Raw genomic sequence first — 15,630 nt, 5'->3', positions numbered from 1 at the left:
TTATAATGCTGGTCCGGTCGTCGTCGTCACTGTGTCCTTCGTCGGCAGCGTCGGATGTGTATAAGAGTCAGTTCATGAGCTGAACGGTAACCCGACGAGCGCACTGTTGGGGTGCTCGAACCGCGAGTGCGTCGGCAAAAAGTGTGCGCTGGAAGGCGGGGTTAGAACCGCCACCACGGGTGGAGCGGCGGCGTCGCGTCCAACCGGACCCGCTGCCCCGGTTTGGGCACCGCTAATTGCACCTTCTCCGCGTCGGCGGCCCGCAGCAGCCGCTCGACCGGTTCGGCCCACGGGTGTGGCGCGAGCCGGAAGGTGGCCCAGTGGATCGGTACCAGCAGCCCCCGGTCGGCTTCGGCGACGTCGAGGTGCGCCTTGACCGCCTCTTCGGGGTTCATGTGGATGTCCGGCCACGCCGGATGGTAGGCACCGACGGGCAGCAGCGTCAGGTCGAACGGCCCGTGGTCCATACCGATCTGGGCGAAGCTCTTGGTGTATCCGGTGTCGCCGCCGAAGAACGCCCGGTGTTGCGGGCCCATGATCACCCACGATGCCCACAGCGTGGTGTTACGGGTGAACGCGCGACCGGAGAAGTGTCGCGCCGGCGTGCACACCAGGGTGAGATCGCCGATCGTGTGGCTCTCGTTCCAGTCGAGTTCGACGATCCGGCTCTCCGGTATCCCCCATTTGCGCAGGTGCGCGCCGATGCCGAGCGGGACGACGAACGGCGCCCGCTGCGTGTGGACGAGGCCGACGATCGTGTCCATGTCGAGGTGGTCGTAGTGGTCGTGGCTGACGATGATCGCGTCGACGGCGGCCAGCGCCTCGAGCGGAGCGGGCACCTCGTGCATCCGCTCCGGGCCGACCGTTTGGGACGGTGAGCACCGGCGGCTCCACACCGGGTCGGCCAGCACGCGGTAGCCGTCGAGTTCGACCAGCGCCGAGGAGTGACCGAACCAGCACGCCGACACCTGCGTCGAGTCGGGCTCGGTGGGTGACGGTGTGACGACCGGAATCGAGCCGTCCGGTCGGGTGACGCCGCGTGACCCGACCAACTCGCGCACCAGCAGCCGCTGCTGTTCGGCGTCGATGCTCATCATCGAGGCCGGTTCGAGGTTGACGAACACCCCGTCGCGGTAGTTCGGGGAGCGTCGCGCGACGTGTTCGATCTCCGTGGGCGAAGCGCCCAGTGCCGCGGGTGCACCCTGCAATGCGCGTACAAGCCAACCGCCGGCCAGCAGTGAGGCCGTGCCGAAGCCGAGGCGCAGCGCCGACCGGATCATCAAGCCCCCTTGAACCTCGGAGGTCGCTTCTCGATGCGGGCCACCTGCGCCTCGATGATGTCCTGGCTCGCCCACGCCCGATCGAACAGATCCTTGTGCGCCGGCCACGGGTCCTCGTAGGCGCCGTCGTCGTTGAGCACCCGCTTGGCGTGCTGCAGGGCCAGCGGCGCGAAGCCCGCGATCTCCTGTGCCCAAGCCTGCGCGTCTTGCAGCGTGCCGATGCGGTTGGCCATCCCGGTCTGCAGTGCGACGTCGGCGGTGAGCCGCTCGGCCGCCATCAGCATGCCGCGCGCCCTGCCCGCCCCGACCAGCGACGTCAACCGCCGGATGCTCCAATTGTCCAGCGCTATCCCGTATTTCGCGACCGGGAACTGGAAGTACGCCTCGGGAGCGACGACGCGCAGGTCGCAGATCATGGACAGGATCACCCCGGCGCCGATCGCGGGTCCGTTGATGGCGCCGATGACCGGCACCGGCGCCGCATCGATGGCCAGGTTGAGCGCCCGCGCCTTATCGGGCAGTTCGTCGGCGACCCCCTGGCCGCCGGAGAGGTCGGCGCCGGAGCTGAAGACGTGGCCCGCGCCGGTCAGCACGATCGCGCGGACGTCCTCGGCGCCGGCCTTCTCGATCGCTTCGCGAAGCCCGTCGACGAGTTCGGCGTTGAGCGCGTTGCGGCGGTCCTCGCGTTGCATCTCCAGGGTCATCACGTGGCCGTCGCGGGTCACACCAATCATGGGAGCGAGCCTATATAAAGCGCTCTAGCCTGTTGCTGTGAGCCGGATCGGTGCCCTCGAGGTGCGCGATGCCGTGCTGGACCCCGGGTCGTTTCGCAGTTGGGACGGCCCTCCGCTGGATGTCGGGGCCGACGGCGACTATCAGCGGGCGCTGTCCGCCGCGGCCGCCAAGACGGGCTTGGACGAGTCGGTGGTAACCGGAGAAGGCACGGTGTTCGGCCGTCGAGTCGCCGTGGTGCTGTGCGAGTTCGACTTCCTTGCCGGCTCGATCGGGGTGGCCGCGGCCGAGCGGATCACCGCCGCGGTGCAACGGGCGACGGCGCAGCGGCTGCCGCTGCTGGCCTCGCCGAGTTCGGGTGGCACCAGGATGCAGGAGGGCACGGTTGCGTTCCTGCAGATGGTCAAGATCGCCGCGGCCGTCGAACTGCACAAACGCGCGCATCTACCGTATCTGGTGTACCTGCGGCATCCCACTACCGGCGGGGTGTTCGCGTCGTGGGGATCGCTGGGCCATGTGACCGGCGCCGAACCCGGCTCGCTGATCGGCTTCCTCGGGCCGAGGGTGTACGAACACCTCTACGGTGAGCCGTTTCCCGAGGGCATTCAGACCGCCGAGAACCTGCACCGCCACGGCGTCGTCGACGGGGTGGTCCCGCTCGACGCACTGCGCGCCACGTTGGACCGGACGCTGACGGTGGTCGCCGATCCGCCGGGCTCGCCGCCGTCCGCACCCGAACTCGGGCCGTTGCCCGACGTGCCGGCGTGGGAGTCGGTGGAGGCCTCGCGGCGGCCAGACCGCCCGGGTGTGGGGTATCTGCTGCGGCACGGGACGACCGAGCGGGTGCTGTTGTCGGGCACGGGACAGGGTGAGGCGGCGACGACGCTGTTGGCGCTGGCGCGGTTCGGCGGGCAGCCGGCGGTGGTGCTCGGACAACAACGTGTGGTCGGCGGGATGGTCGGGCCTGTGGCGCTGCTTGAGGCGCGTCGGGGCATGGCGCTGGCCGAAGGTCTGCAACTGCCGCTGGTGCTCGTGATCGACACGGCCGGGCCCGCATTGACCGTCGAGGCCGAGCAAGGCGGGCTGGCCGGCGAGATCGCGCGCTGCCTGGCCGAACTGGTCACCCTGGATACGCCGACGGTGTCGGTGCTGTTGGGTCAGGGCAGCGGCGGACCGGCGCTGGCGATGGTGCCGGCCGACCGGGTGTTGGCGGCGCTGCACGGCTGGCTGGCGCCGCTCCCGCCGGAGGGAGCCAGCGCGATCGTGTTCCGGGATCTCGACCATGCCCCGGAACTGGCTGCGGCCCAAGGTATTCGGTCGGCAGACCTGCTGCGCAACGGTATCGTCGACGTGATCGTCCCCGAAATCCCCGATGCCGCCGACGAACCCATGCAGTTCACGCAGCGGCTGTCGGCCGTCGTCGCCAACGAACTGCACTCGCTGCGGTCGGTTCCCGGAGAGGAACGGCTGCGGACGCGGCTGCAGCGCTACCGGAGCATCGGCCTGTGACACCGAGCGGCCACCATCCGATGGCATGCTGGGTTGGATGGAAGCCCTGCTCCATTTCGCCGGAAACTTCTGGTGGCTGATCTTTCCCTTCGGGGGCGTGATCGCGGGCGGTGTGCGCGCGGTCGCGGCTGCCAACGAACGTCGTGCGCAACGCCGACTCGAGCGCTATCGGATCAAGCAGGAGACCAAGGTGGCGCTGGCCGAGGCGTCGGGCCGGGCACGCAGTCATGAAGCGGCGAACCGGCGCGAGATGGCCAAGGTGATGCAGCGTCACGCCGACACCGACGCCCGCTGGCTCGAGTACGAGATCGACGTCGCGAAGCTGTTGGACTTTCCGCTGATGACCGACATGAGCGCTCCGTTGACGCTCGCATTTCACAAGGCCAGGAGTCGCGCGGATCTGCTGCGCCCCGAATCCGTCGACGACATCATCGCCGACCGCGCCACGCAGATCGACTACCGCGACGCGGTGCACGAGTATGTGGCGGCGTTCGACATCGCCGAGGCCGACGCGATTCGCAGGCGTCGCAGCGATTTCTCGACCGAAGACCAGGCTCGCATCGAACGGGCCCAGCATTTGCTTCGGCTCGCATCCGACGACGCGGCGACCTCCGACGAGCGGAAAGCGGCCTACGCCCGGGCGCAGAAGGAACTCGACGGCCTCATCGTGCTGCCCCCGACGACTCGGGCGAGCATCGAACGCAAGATCGTCGGCGAGATCGAGGCCTGACCCAGCTTTGGGCAATCAGCCGCCCAGCTCGGAGACCGCGGTGTCCAGTTGTGCTGCCTGCTCTTCGATTTCGCGGTCGGACGGCGCCTCACCGATGCGTTGCACCAGGTCGTCGCGGGACGCCACCTCAAGGGCGCCGCGGTAGTCGGCCGAAGCGAGTCGGCCCGCACTGATCACCTCCACCCGGCCTTCGACGACGACCAGGATGGCATTTCTCTCTTCGGACTGCAGCAGCGTGCGTACATCCTCGGTCGAGATCATGATTGGTTCCGTCCTGTCTGTTGTTGCAGCCGGTCGATCACTCGGAGGCCTGCGGATTCTCCTGCGGCCCCCGGCCGGCGTCCTGACTCATGGCCTAGCTATGCCCGTTGATCAACCGGTCTATGCGAGCGCCAGCGCGGCGAGCATCGCGATGCAGGTGACGAGGTCAAGCGGCAACCGCAGCCAACTTCGCCGGGTCCAGCGCACCGCCGCGGACTCGTCGACCTCCGCAGGATCGCCCCTCTCGAACGCCACCGCCTTCGGTATGAAGTCGACCAGCGACCACACCCGCATCACTGCATGGCTGGCCAGCGCCACCAGCAACGCGGTACGCACGTCGGCGTGGGACCACGCGGCGATGAGCGCGACGACGAGCAGCACCTCGAATGCGGTGTGCGCCGGGATCCAGAACCGGCGGCGCGAGAGACCGCCGTTGTGCGCCTGGATGATGCCAGGCCGCTTGGGCCACGCGGGGTCGACGACGACGGTCTCGTAAAGGCCGCCTCCGAATACGACACAGGCCAGCAGCGTGGCGGCGGCAATCGAAAGAAGCGTCGGGGTCCACATCACCGCCGATTATTACGGGGCGTCGAGATAACGCTGCACCGTCGGTCCCACCGCCGCGACGATCTCCTCGTGCGACATCGCGACGATCGGCGGAAGCTGCAGCACGTACCGGCACAGCGCCAACCCCAGCGTCTGCGTGGCGATCAACACCGCCCGCCGCTCCGGTGCGACGGGGTTGATCGCGGCGACGACGGGCAGCAGCTGCCGGGTGAAGATGTCGCTCATCCGTTGCGCGGCATCGTTGTTGGTCGCGCTCGACCGCAGCAGCACGATCAGCGCCTCATCGCGCTCCCACCGGTTCATGAAGTGGGACACCAGGCTGGCCCCGACGTCACCGGGATCGACACCGGACAGGTCGGGGATCTGCAGGTCGAAGTCGGCGGCCGCCGCGAACAACTGGTTCTTGTTGCCGAAGTACCGCATCACCATCGACGGGTCGATGCCGGCGTCCGCGGCAATGGCCCGGATGGTGGCTCGTTCGAAACCCGATCGAGCGAACCGGTCGCGTGCTGCCGCCAGGATGACCGCCTTGGTCTGCTCCGAGGATCTCCGCATGCCAACAAGTGTAGGCCAACAAGTGTTGACAAGAGGCTGAACCAGAGTACATAGTGATGTCAACAAGCGTTGGCATAGACGGCCGGCGGAAGGAGAAGACGATGAACACCCACGACACCGATGTCCTGATCGTCGGGGCGGGCCCGACCGGACTGGCCGCAGCGGTGGCGTTGGTCTCGCACGGCGTGGCGACGACGGTGGTCGATCGCCAGGCCGCGGGCGCCAATACGTCGCGCGCAGCGGTGGTCAATGCCCGCACACTCGAGGTGCTCGAAGCGTTCGACGTGGCCAGGCGGCTGGTCAAGGAGGGGGTGCAGGCGTCACGGTTCACGATCCGCGACCGCGGCCGCACGCTGATCCCGGTCGACTTCAGCGGGCTGCCGACCGAGTATCCGTATTCGTTGATGGTGTCGCAGGCCACCACCGAACGCCTGTTGCTCGAGCGACTGGAGGAAATTGGCGGTCGTGTGCTGCGCCCGAAGACCCTGACCACGCTCGCCGAGGATCGGACCGGAGTCACCGCGACGTTCGACGACGGCGACGCCCTCCGCGCACGCTACGTCGTCGGCGCCGACGGAATCCGCAGCCTCGTGCGGGAGCAGGCTCACATCGGCTTCGAAGGCAGCGTGTACGACGAGTCGTTCGTGCTCGCCGACGCCCGGCTCACCGGCCGCGCGCCCTCCGACGAGGTCATCCTGTACTGGGCCAAGGAGGGGCTGACCGTGGTAGCACCGCTGCCCGACGGCGTTCATCGGATCGTCGCGCCGGTCGCCGACGCGCCCGAGGAGCCATCGCAGGCGTTCGTTCAGCAGATCCTCGACGCCCGTATCGGCGCCGCGGCGCCGACGGTGAACGCGGTGATCTGGGGTTCACGCTTCCGCGTTCACCACCGGGTCGCCGACACCTTCCGCGCGGGCCGGCTGCTGCTGGCCGGTGACGCCGCGCATGTGCACAGTCCCGCCGGCGGGCAGGGCATGAACCTCGGCATCCAGGACGCGGTGGCACTCGCCGACGCGCTGACCGCTGTTCTCGCAGGCGAACCCGACGCCCGGCTCGACGACTACAGCGAGTCGCGGCGCCCCATCGCGCAGGAGGTCGTGGAGATGACCGATCGCCTCACCCGGCTGGCCACCCTCCCCCGCGCCGCGCGCCCGATCCGCAACACGGCGATCCGGCTGGCCGGGCTCGTGCCCGCGGTGCGCAGCGGCCTGGCGCGCAGGTTCAGCGGTCTGGTCTACCGCTGAACTCCACCGCCGTGGCCCGGCTGTGCCCGTACAGCACGGCCGCGGCGATGCCCGCCTCGACCATGGCGACCACTGTGGCCACGGCCATCACGGTCGAGGGGCCGTTGGTCGCCGCCGCACCGTGGTGATGGCCGGGCCCGGGCAGATGCAGCGCGATCATCGCCAGGTTCATCAGCGCGACGGCTACCCAGGTGCGCTGTCGCCCGTCGCGCCACAGGTCACGCGCGCAGTACAGGCATGCCCCGACCATCGCGGCCAACACCGCGGCGGTGAACGGACGTTCCGCGTGGCCGAGCATGGCCGCGTGTAACAGGGCCGATCCCGCCGCGAGTACGGCGCACGCCCGTCGCCCGACCGTTCCGATCGTCGTCATGTAGATACCGACTCCGGCGGTCGCAGGAATTCATCCCGTGACAGGATCCGGACATGGCAGCCATCCGCCCGTTCCGCATCGCGATTCCCGACGACGACCTCGCCGACCTGCAGTCGCGGTTGCGCCGAACGCGGTGGGCCGAGGCCGAATGTGTCGACGACTGGAGCCAGGGCATTCCGCTGGCCTACACCCGCGAGCTGGCCGAGTACTGGGCCGAGGGTTACGACTGGCGGGCCCGCGAGGCGGCGTTGAACCGGTTCGACCACTACACCACCGAGATCGACGGGCTCGACATCCACTTCATCCATCAGCGCTCGTCGCAGGCCGATGCGTTCCCGTTGCTGATCACCCACGGCTGGCCGGGGTCGATCGTCGAGTTCCACAAGGTGATCGAACCGCTCACCGAGCGCGGCTTCGACGTCGTCTGCCCGTCGCTGCCGGGTTACGGCTTCTCCGGAAAACCCACCGAAACAGGTTGGGGCATCGAGAAGATCGCCTCGGCCTGGGACACCCTGATGAGCGAGCTGGGCTATGACCGGTTCGGCGCGCAGGGCGGCGACTGGGGTGCCGCGGTCACCACGCAGATCGGCCGCAACGGGGGCCGCTGCAAAGCGATCCACCTGAACATGCCGCTCGGGTTCCCACCCGGCAAGCTCGAGAATCCGACCGAAGAGGAGAAGCGGGCGCTGGAACGTGGCGCGTACTACCAGAAGTGGGATTCGGGTTATTCCAAACAGCAGTCGACCCGTCCGCAGACCCTCGGCTATGGCCTCGTCGACTCCCCGGTCGGGCAGCTGGCGTGGATCGTGGAGAAGTTCTGGTCGTGGATGGACTGCGACGGCCATCCGGAGAATGTGCTGACCAAAGACGAACTCCTTGACAACGTGATGCTGTACTGGCTGACCGCATCGGGCGCGTCGTCGGCCCGGCTCTACTGGGAGAGCTTCAACGCGTTCGGCGGGTTCGACCGCGTCGAACTCCCGACCGGCGTCGCATCCTTTCCCAAAGAGATCCTGCAGGCCCCGCGCGACTGGTGCGAGAACGGATACAACATCACCCATTGGACGACGATGCCGCGCGGTGGTCACTTCGCGGCGTTCGAGCAGCCCGACCTGTACGTCGACGACGTCGCGAAGTTCTTCGATAGCGTGCGATAGATGGGCAGGACGCTGGAGGCCGACTACTTGGTCGTGGGGGCGGGCGCGATGGGGCTCGCGTTCACCGACACGTTGGTCCACGAGTCGGATGCGACGGTCGTGGTGGTCGACCGCAACGACCAGCCCGGCGGTCACTGGACGACGGCGTACCCGTTCGTGCGGCTGCACCAGCCGTCGGCCTACTACGGGGTGAACTCGCGGGGGCTGGGCAGCGACACTGTCGACCAATTCGGGCTCAACGCAGGCTATTACGAGCTGGCTAGCGGTGCCGAGGTGTGCGCGTACTTCGACGCGGTGATGACCCAGCACCTGCTGCCGACCGGTCGGGTGACGTATCTGCCAATGAGCGAGTATCTCCGCGACGGGCGGGTGCGCACATTCGGCGGCGAGGACATCGAGGTGACGGCGCGGCGGGTGGTCACGACGCGGGTCGAGGTCGTCGTGCCGTCGATGCGGCGCCCGTCCTATGACATCGCAGACGGTGTCCATGTCGTGCCGCCCAACAGCCTGCCGCGGCTGCCGGACCCGCGTGACCGTTATGTCGTTGTGGGAGGGGGGAAGACGGCGATGGACTCGTGCCTGTGGCTGTTGCGGCACGGCATCGCGCCGGAGCGGATGACGTGGATCAAGCCCCGCGAGTCGTGGGTGCTGGACCGGGCGGCCATTCAACCAGGCCGGCAGTTCGCAAAGCACACGATCGGGGATTTCGCCAACCAATTGGCCGCGGTGCGCGAGGCGGAGTCGCTTCCCGACCTGTTCGAGCGACTCGAGGACAAGGGCTGCCTGCAACGCATCGACCGGTCCGTCGAACCGACGATGTACCGGTGCGCGATCCTGTCGCAGGCCGAGCTGTCCGAGCTGCGCCGCATCACCGACGTCGTGCGGATGGGCCACGTCCGGGCGATCGAGCCCGGGCGGATCACGCTCGACGACGGGGTGCGTGAGGTCGGCGACTCGGTGCTCTACATCGACTGCACCGCAGACGGTTTGGGCAAGGAGCCGGTGACGACGATCTTCGACGGCGACCACATCGCGCTGCAGACGGTGCGCACGTGTCAGCCGGCGTTCAGTGCGGCCGTCATCGCTCACGTCGAGACGGCGTATGCCGACGACGACGCCCGCAATGCGTTGTGCCGGCCGGTGCCCTACCCGCACGTCCCGGTCGACTGGCTGCGGATGATGTTGATCTTCAACGAGAACCAGCTGCAGTGGTTCTCCGACCCGGACATGATGAAGTGGGTGGACGCGGCGCGGCTCAACGCGTTGCACCATGTGACCGCCAACGTCAGCGAACGGGCACGCGACCGGATCATCTCGATGCTCACCTCGGAGCTTCCCGCGGTCAACGAGAAGTTGGAAGCACTGCTGGCGCAGGCTTAGCACCGCGCCGCCCCCAATCCCGCTCCCTGCGCCGAATCTGAGCTTGTGCACGAGATTTCGCGCGATTCTCGCGCATATTTTCAGTTTCGGCGGCAACGGCTACGCCAGCGACTCCACCCACGCGCGGTGCAGTGCGGCGTAGTGACCGCCCGAGCGGGCGATCAGTTCGGCGGGTGTGCCGTCCTCGACGATCCTGCCGTGCTCGAGCACCAGCACCCTGTCGGCGACCTGGACGGTGGACAACCGGTGCGCGATCACCAACGCGGTGCGATCGGCGAGCACGGTCTCGAGCGCTCGCTGAACCATCCGCTCGCTGGGGATGTCCAACGACGACGTCGCCTCGTCGAGGATCAGCACCGCGGGATCGGCGAGGAACGCCCGCGCGAACGCGACGAGTTGCCGCTGCCCCGCCGAAAGCCGGCCGCCACGTTTGGCGACATCGGTGTCGTATCCGTCGGGCAGCGCCGCGATGAAGCGGTCGGCGCCGACGGCTTCGGCCGCAGCGGCGACCTCGGCGTCGGTGGCGTCGGGCCGGCCGAACCGGATGTTGTCGGCGATGGTGCCGTCGAACATGAAGTTCTCCTGGGTGACCATCACAACGTGGCGGCGCAGCTCGCTCTGCGAAAGGTCGCGTAGGTCAACGCCGTCCAGCGTCACCGAGCCAGAGGTCGGATCGTAGAACCGCGCGATCAGCTTGGCGATCGTGGTCTTGCCCGCACCGGTGGTGCCGACCAGCGCGACGGTCTGGCCGGCAGGCACCTCGAGCATCAACCCAGGCAGGACCGGGCGGTCGGCGACGTACTGGAATCGCACATCGTGGAAGGCGATCTCGCCGCGCACGCCGGTCAGCGCCACGGGGTGCTTCGGGTCTTTGATTCCCGGGCGCTGGGCGAGCACGCCCGCCAGCTTCTCCAGCGCCGACGCCGCCGACTGGAACGTGTTAAAGAACTGCGAGATCTCCTGCATCGGTTCGAAGAACATGCGCAGGTACAGCAGGAACGCGGTCAGCGTGCCGATGGTCATCTGTCCGTTCAGGACGCGGTAGCCGCCGTACAGCAGCACCACGCCGGTGGTGAGGTTGCCGACGAGTTTGACCCCCGGCATGAAGATCGCGAGCAGTTGGAAGGTGCGCTCGTTGTCGGCCTTGTAGCGGTCGGCGATGTCTTCGAAGATCTGCTGGTTGCGCGGTTCGCGGCGGTAGGCCTGCACGGCCTTGATGCCCGTCATCGTCTCGACGAACTGCACGATCACCAACGCGGCGCTTTCGCGTACTCGCCGATACGTTCTCGCCGACTCGTTGCGGAACCACCACACCAGCCCGATCAAGACCGGGAAGGCGCCCAGGCACATCAACCCGAGCCGCCAGTCGAGCACGACGAGCAGGACCGCCGTGCCGAACAGCGTGAGCACCGCGGTAACCAGGCTGTCGAAGCCGGTCTCGAGCATGTCCTGGATGGCTTCGACGTCGTTGGTGGACCGACTCACCACCCGCCCCGAGGTGTACCGGTCGTGGAAGGCGATGTCCAGGCGCTGGAAGTGCCGAAACACCCTGCGGCGCAACTCCAGAAGCACTTTCTGTCCGATGCGCCCGGAGCGGCGGAGGAAAAACATCCGACTGGTGGCCTGCACCGCCACGACGATGGCGAGGGTGCCGACGATCATCAGCAGCGTGTGGGCCGGCCCGCCTTCGACGATCGGCGGGATGCCCCGGTCGATGCCGCGCTGCACGAGGATCGGAACCGACAGACGCGCCGCGTTCTCCACGACCACTACGAGGGCGAGCAGCCCGACGGTGAAGCGGTAGGGGCGCAGCAGGTCGCCGAGAAGCGAACGGGCCTCGCGGCGTCGGTCGATGGTCTCGTCGATCGGCAGATCGTCCTGGTGTTCTTCGAACTTGCCGCGCCATTCTGGTGTCGCGGTATCAGTGGTGTCGGTGGCGGTCATCGGCGTTCGGCCTCCGAAGCCGCGAACCGTCGCTGTGCGGGGTCGCGGTGCAGCGCCTCCTGCTCCTCGACGGCGTGGTCGAGGCGGCTGCGGTCCCGATCGTCCTCCCACGCGCACGCGCGCTCGGTGCCGTCGGCCAGCTCGTCATCGGCGGCCAGCAGGTACCGGTACTGCGGCACCTCGGCGAGCAGCTCGGCGTGGGTGCCGACATGGGTGATGGTGCCGCCCTCTAGCAGGGCCACCTTGTCGGCAAGCAGGACCGTCGACGCGCGATGCGCCACAACGATTCCGGTGACGGAGTGCAGCACCCGGCGCAGCGCCTCCTCGACGACTGCTTCGGTGTGGACGTCGAGCGCGGACAGCGTGTCGTCGAGAACGAGGATCTTGGGCGCCGCCAGGATCGCGCGCGCCAGCGACAGCCGCTGCCGTTGCCCACCGGACAGGCTCATGCCCTGTTCGCCGATGCGGGTCTCGAGGCCGAAGGGCAGGTCGTAGACGAAGTGCGCGGCCGCGACGTCGATCGCCTCGGCCAGGTCGTCATCGGAGGCGTCCGGTCGTCCGAGCCTCAGGTTCTCGGCGACCGACATGGAGAACAGCGTCGGGTCTTCGAAGGCCGTGGCCACGGCTTCACGCAGCGCGGGCAGGGTGAATTCGCGAATGTCGCGCCCGTCGATGCGGATGGAACCCTCGGACACGTCGTACAGGCGAGACACGAGGGCGGCCAGCACCGACTTTCCCGACCCCGTCGACCCGACGAGCGCGAGCGTCTCCCCCGGTTCGACGGTGACCGTGACATGGCGCAGCGCGAACTCGTCCGAGTCGGGGAATCGGAAGCCGACGTCGATGAGTTCCAGGCGTCCGCCGCTCGGCGGTTGGTCAACGGCGCCGTCGACGATATCGATTGGCGTATCGAAGATCTCGGTGATCCGGTTCGCGGCGGTGAACGCCTCCTGCGTCATCGACAACAAAAAGCCCAGGGAAGCGATCGGCCAGACCAGCGACAGCATCATCGTGATGAACGCGACCAGCGTGCCGAGGGTCACGTGACCCTCGCCGGCGGCGTAGGCGCCGAAACCGAGGACCACGATCAACGTCAGGTTCGGGATGACTTCGAGCAACGTCCAGAACTTCGCCGAGACCGACACGCGATCGATCTGCGTGCCATAAAGATCGGTGAGTTGGTCGTCGAACCGGTCGTAGACGTAGCCCTCGCGGCCGAAGGATTTGATCACCCGCAACCCCAGCGCCGATTCCTCGACGTGGGTGGCGACGTGACCAGCCTGATCCTGGGCCAGCCGCGACAAGCGGGTGTATTCCTGTTGGAAGTGCAGGACGGTCAGTGTGATCGGCACGATCGACACCACCACGACCACGCCCAGCGGCCAGTACATCGCCAGCAGGATGGCCGTGACGACGGTGATCTGGAGTCCGTTGAGTAGCAGGAAGAGCAAGCCGAACGACATGAAGCGGCGAATTGTGCCGAGGTCGTTCATGATTCGCGAGAGCAGCTGGCCGGACTGCCAGCGTCCGTGGAAGCTCATCGGCAGCACCTGCAGCCGCGCGTAGAGGTCCGTGCGGATATCGGCCTCGACACCCAAGGTGGCGCGGGCAGCCAGCCATCGGCGGACGAACCACAGCACCGCTTCGGTGACGCCGATGCCCATCGCGGCGGTGCCGAGCAGCCACAGCCCCTGTTGATCCTGGTGGCGCACCGGACCGTCGATGACGGCTTTGGTCATCAGTGGGATGGACACGGTGGCGGCGAGGCTGGCGATGGCGACCGTGACCATTGCGATCCAGCGCGCCCGATACGGCATCAGGTACGGCAGCATCCGCCACAGGTCCGAGCTCGCGCGTCGGCGTTGCGGTGGCGGGGCGATGGCTGGCGCGGAGCGCAGGGCCTGGGCTTCGGGGGCGACCACTTAGTCCATCTTCCCATGCCAGGCAATCGGATATCGCGTGGTCATGCCGCTGCCGATTCCTGGGATCCGAACTGTGTCTCGTACAACTCGGCATACCGGCCTCTGTTGGCGAGCAGTTCGAAATGGGTGCCCCGCTCGACGATGTGACCGTCCTCGACGACCAGGATCAGATCGGCCGCGCGCACGGTCGACAGCCGATGCGCGATCACAATCGATGTCCGACCGGCGAGCGCTTCGCCGAGGGCTTGCTGAACGGCGGCCTCCGATTCGGAGTCCAGCGATGCGGTGGCCTCGTCGAGCACGACGACCCGGGATCGACCCAGCAGCAGCCGCGCGATCGTCAACCGCTGGCGCTGTCCGCCGGACAGGCGGTAGCCCCGCTCACCGACCACGGTGTCGAGTCCGTCGGGCATCTCCGCGACCACATCGGCGAGTCGCGCCCGGTCGAGCGCCTCCCACAGTTGGTCGTCGGTGGCATCGGGCGCCGCAAGCTTCAAGTTGGCCCGGATCGACTCGTGGAACAGGTGGCCGTCCTGAGTCACCACGCCGACGGTGTCCTTGAGCGACACGAACAACACGTCGCGGACATCAACGCCGTTGAGTGTGACCGCGCCGGAGTCGACGTCGTAGAGGCGGGCGAGCAGTGACGCGATCGTCGACTTGCCCGCCCCCGACGAACCCACCAGAGCCACCATCTGCCCGGGTCGCGCGGTGAACGAGATGCCGTGCAGCACTTCGTCACCGCCGCGGATGTCGAGTTCGGCGACCTCCTCCAGCGAGGCCAGCGACACCTTGTCCGCCGACGGGTACGAGAACCGCACATCGTCGAACTGCACCGCCACCGGACCGGCGGGAACCGGCACGGCGCCCGGCCGTTCCGCAATGAGCGGCTCAAGGTCGAGCACCTCGAAGACCCGCTCGAAGGACACCAGCGCGCTGGCGATCTCGACGTGGGCGTTGGCCAGTGCGGTCAGGGGCGCGTACAGGCGGGTCAACAGCAGTGCCAGGGACACGATCGCGCCTGCCTGCAAGTGGCCGCCGATGGCCAGCGCGCCGCCGAGCCCATAGACGAGCGCGAGCGCCAACGCCGACATGAACGTCAGCGAGTTCATGAAGACCGACTGCAGCATCGCGGTTTTCACGCCGATGTCGCGGACGCGGCCCGCCCGCAGCGCGAACTCGCGCGATTCGGTCGCCGGATCGCCGAACAGCTTGACCAGCGTGGCGCCGGGCGCCGAGAACCGTTCGGTCATCTGCGTATTCATGGTCGCGTTGTGGGTGGCGGCCTCGCGGGACAGCCGAGCCATCGTGCGACCGATCCGGCGGGCGGGAACGATGAAAAGAGGCACGAGCACCAGCGAGAGCAGGGTGACCTGCCACGAGATCGACAGCATCACCACCAATGTCAGCGTGAGCGTGACGAGGTTGGCTACCACACCGGAGAGGGTGTCGGAGAAGGCGCGTTGCGCCCCCATCACATCGTTGCCGAGCCGGCTCACCAGCGCGCCGGTCCGCGTGCGGGTGAAGAAGGCGACCGGCATCCGCTGCACGTGGTCGAAGACCGCGGTGCGCAAATCGAGAATGAGGCCCTCACCGATCGTCGACGACAACCACCTCGTTACCAGCGAGGCGGCAGTCTCGGCAACGGCCACCGCCGCGATGACAGCCGCAAGCAGCAGAACCGTGCGTGCCGATCCTGCCGTGATGGCGTCGACGACCTTGCCGGCCAGCACGGGGGTAGCGACGCCGAGGAGCGCGGAGACCACGCTGACCGCGACGAACGCGCGCAACCGAGGATGGTGGCGGGCAGCGAAACGCCAGATGCGACGCAGCAACGCCGTGTTCAGCAGCGACCGCAGATCGCCGCCGCGGGCATGCGACTGCCGGTACAGCGTCTGCCGCGCGACCGTTTCCATGCTCATGAAATCACCGTAGAACCTCAACAATGAATGAGGTCAACGGCTTCCCGTGCCGCT

General features: G+C 67.8%; 14 protein-coding genes. 5 read left to right on the top strand and 9 right to left on the bottom strand.

Annotated elements, in window-relative coordinates; genetic code table 11:
- Positions 1–161 precede the first annotated feature (161 nt).
- Positions 162–1,280: an MBL fold metallo-hydrolase gene (locus CEX88_RS21050; protein ID WP_094294965.1), complete on the bottom strand. Its 1,119-nt coding sequence runs from the start codon at positions 1,278–1,280 to the stop codon at positions 162–164.
- Positions 1,280–2,014, bottom strand: a complete 735-nt coding sequence (locus tag CEX88_RS21045; protein ID WP_094294964.1) for an enoyl-CoA hydratase — start codon at positions 2,012–2,014, stop codon at positions 1,280–1,282. Before CEX88_RS21045 ends, CEX88_RS21050 begins: the two co-directional genes overlap by 1 nt.
- Before the next feature lie 37 nt (positions 2,015–2,051).
- Here CEX88_RS21045 and CEX88_RS21040 point away from each other — a divergent pair, with 37 nt between their 5' ends.
- Positions 2,052–3,521 (top strand): acetyl-coenzyme A carboxylase carboxyl transferase subunits beta/alpha, encoded by a 1,470-nt coding sequence (locus tag CEX88_RS21040; protein WP_094294963.1) that lies wholly within the window; start codon positions 2,052–2,054, stop codon positions 3,519–3,521.
- A 37-nt stretch (positions 3,522–3,558) separates the two neighbouring features.
- Positions 3,559–4,251, top strand: coding sequence for a hypothetical protein (locus tag CEX88_RS21035; RefSeq protein ID WP_066848567.1), 693 nt, complete (start codon positions 3,559–3,561; stop codon positions 4,249–4,251).
- A gap of 15 nt (positions 4,252–4,266) precedes the next feature.
- On the opposite strand, the gene CEX88_RS21030 is transcribed toward CEX88_RS21035, so the two are convergent.
- From CEX88_RS21030 to CEX88_RS21020, 3 genes are all read right to left on the bottom strand, one after another.
- The gene (locus CEX88_RS21030) at positions 4,267–4,512 is read right to left on the bottom strand and encodes a hypothetical protein (protein ID WP_066848429.1); all 246 of its coding nucleotides are present in this window, start codon (positions 4,510–4,512) and stop codon (positions 4,267–4,269) included.
- Between the two features lie 120 nt (positions 4,513–4,632).
- A complete protein-coding gene (locus CEX88_RS21025; protein WP_066848431.1) occupies positions 4,633–5,079 on the bottom strand; it encodes a hypothetical protein in 447 nt (148 codons plus the stop codon).
- A 12-nt stretch (positions 5,080–5,091) separates the two neighbouring features.
- Positions 5,092–5,634, bottom strand: a complete 543-nt coding sequence (locus tag CEX88_RS21020) for a TetR/AcrR family transcriptional regulator (protein ID WP_066848439.1) — start codon at positions 5,632–5,634, stop codon at positions 5,092–5,094.
- A 101-nt stretch (positions 5,635–5,735) separates the two neighbouring features.
- On the opposite strand from CEX88_RS21020, the gene CEX88_RS21015 reads away from it, so the two are divergent.
- The gene (locus tag CEX88_RS21015) at positions 5,736–6,878 is read left to right on the top strand and encodes an FAD-dependent oxidoreductase (RefSeq protein ID WP_094294962.1); all 1,143 of its coding nucleotides are present in this window, start codon (positions 5,736–5,738) and stop codon (positions 6,876–6,878) included.
- Here the strand turns inward: CEX88_RS21015 and CEX88_RS21010 are convergent.
- A complete protein-coding gene (locus CEX88_RS21010; protein ID WP_066848453.1) occupies positions 6,856–7,251 on the bottom strand; it encodes a hypothetical protein in 396 nt (131 codons plus the stop codon). The genes CEX88_RS21015 and CEX88_RS21010 overlap by 23 nt on opposite strands.
- A 53-nt stretch (positions 7,252–7,304) precedes the next feature.
- On the opposite strand from CEX88_RS21010, the gene CEX88_RS21005 reads away from it, so the two are divergent.
- Positions 7,305–8,408 carry an epoxide hydrolase family protein gene (locus CEX88_RS21005; protein ID WP_094294961.1) on the top strand — a complete coding sequence of 368 codons (1,104 nt, stop codon included), beginning with the start codon at positions 7,305–7,307 and terminating at the stop codon, positions 8,406–8,408.
- The gene (locus tag CEX88_RS21000; protein ID WP_094294960.1) at positions 8,409–9,788 is read left to right on the top strand and encodes an NAD(P)-binding protein; all 1,380 of its coding nucleotides are present in this window, start codon (positions 8,409–8,411) and stop codon (positions 9,786–9,788) included.
- Between the two features lie 99 nt (positions 9,789–9,887).
- On the opposite strand, the gene CEX88_RS20995 is transcribed toward CEX88_RS21000, so the two are convergent.
- Genes CEX88_RS20995 through CEX88_RS20985 form a run of 3 tightly spaced genes read right to left on the bottom strand, consistent with a single transcriptional unit; the run spans position 9,888 to position 15,576 of the window.
- The gene (locus tag CEX88_RS20995) at positions 9,888–11,732 is read right to left on the bottom strand and encodes an ABC transporter ATP-binding protein (protein WP_094294959.1); all 1,845 of its coding nucleotides are present in this window, start codon (positions 11,730–11,732) and stop codon (positions 9,888–9,890) included.
- Positions 11,729–13,654 carry an ABC transporter ATP-binding protein gene (locus CEX88_RS20990; RefSeq protein WP_094294958.1) on the bottom strand — a complete coding sequence of 642 codons (1,926 nt, stop codon included), beginning with the start codon at positions 13,652–13,654 and terminating at the stop codon, positions 11,729–11,731. The genes CEX88_RS20995 and CEX88_RS20990 overlap by 4 nt, the downstream gene beginning before the upstream one ends.
- 41 nt (positions 13,655–13,695) lie before the next feature.
- Positions 13,696–15,576, bottom strand: coding sequence for an ABC transporter ATP-binding protein (locus CEX88_RS20985; RefSeq protein ID WP_094294957.1), 1,881 nt, complete (start codon positions 15,574–15,576; stop codon positions 13,696–13,698).
- Positions 15,577–15,630: the final 54 nt, after the last annotated feature.

Source organism: Mycobacterium neumannii, from assembly GCF_002245615.1.
GTDB lineage: Bacteria > Actinomycetota > Actinomycetes > Mycobacteriales > Mycobacteriaceae > Mycobacterium > Mycobacterium neumannii_A.
The sequence above is the reverse complement of the archived record's forward strand: the minus strand, read 5'-3'. Positions and strand labels throughout refer to the sequence as shown.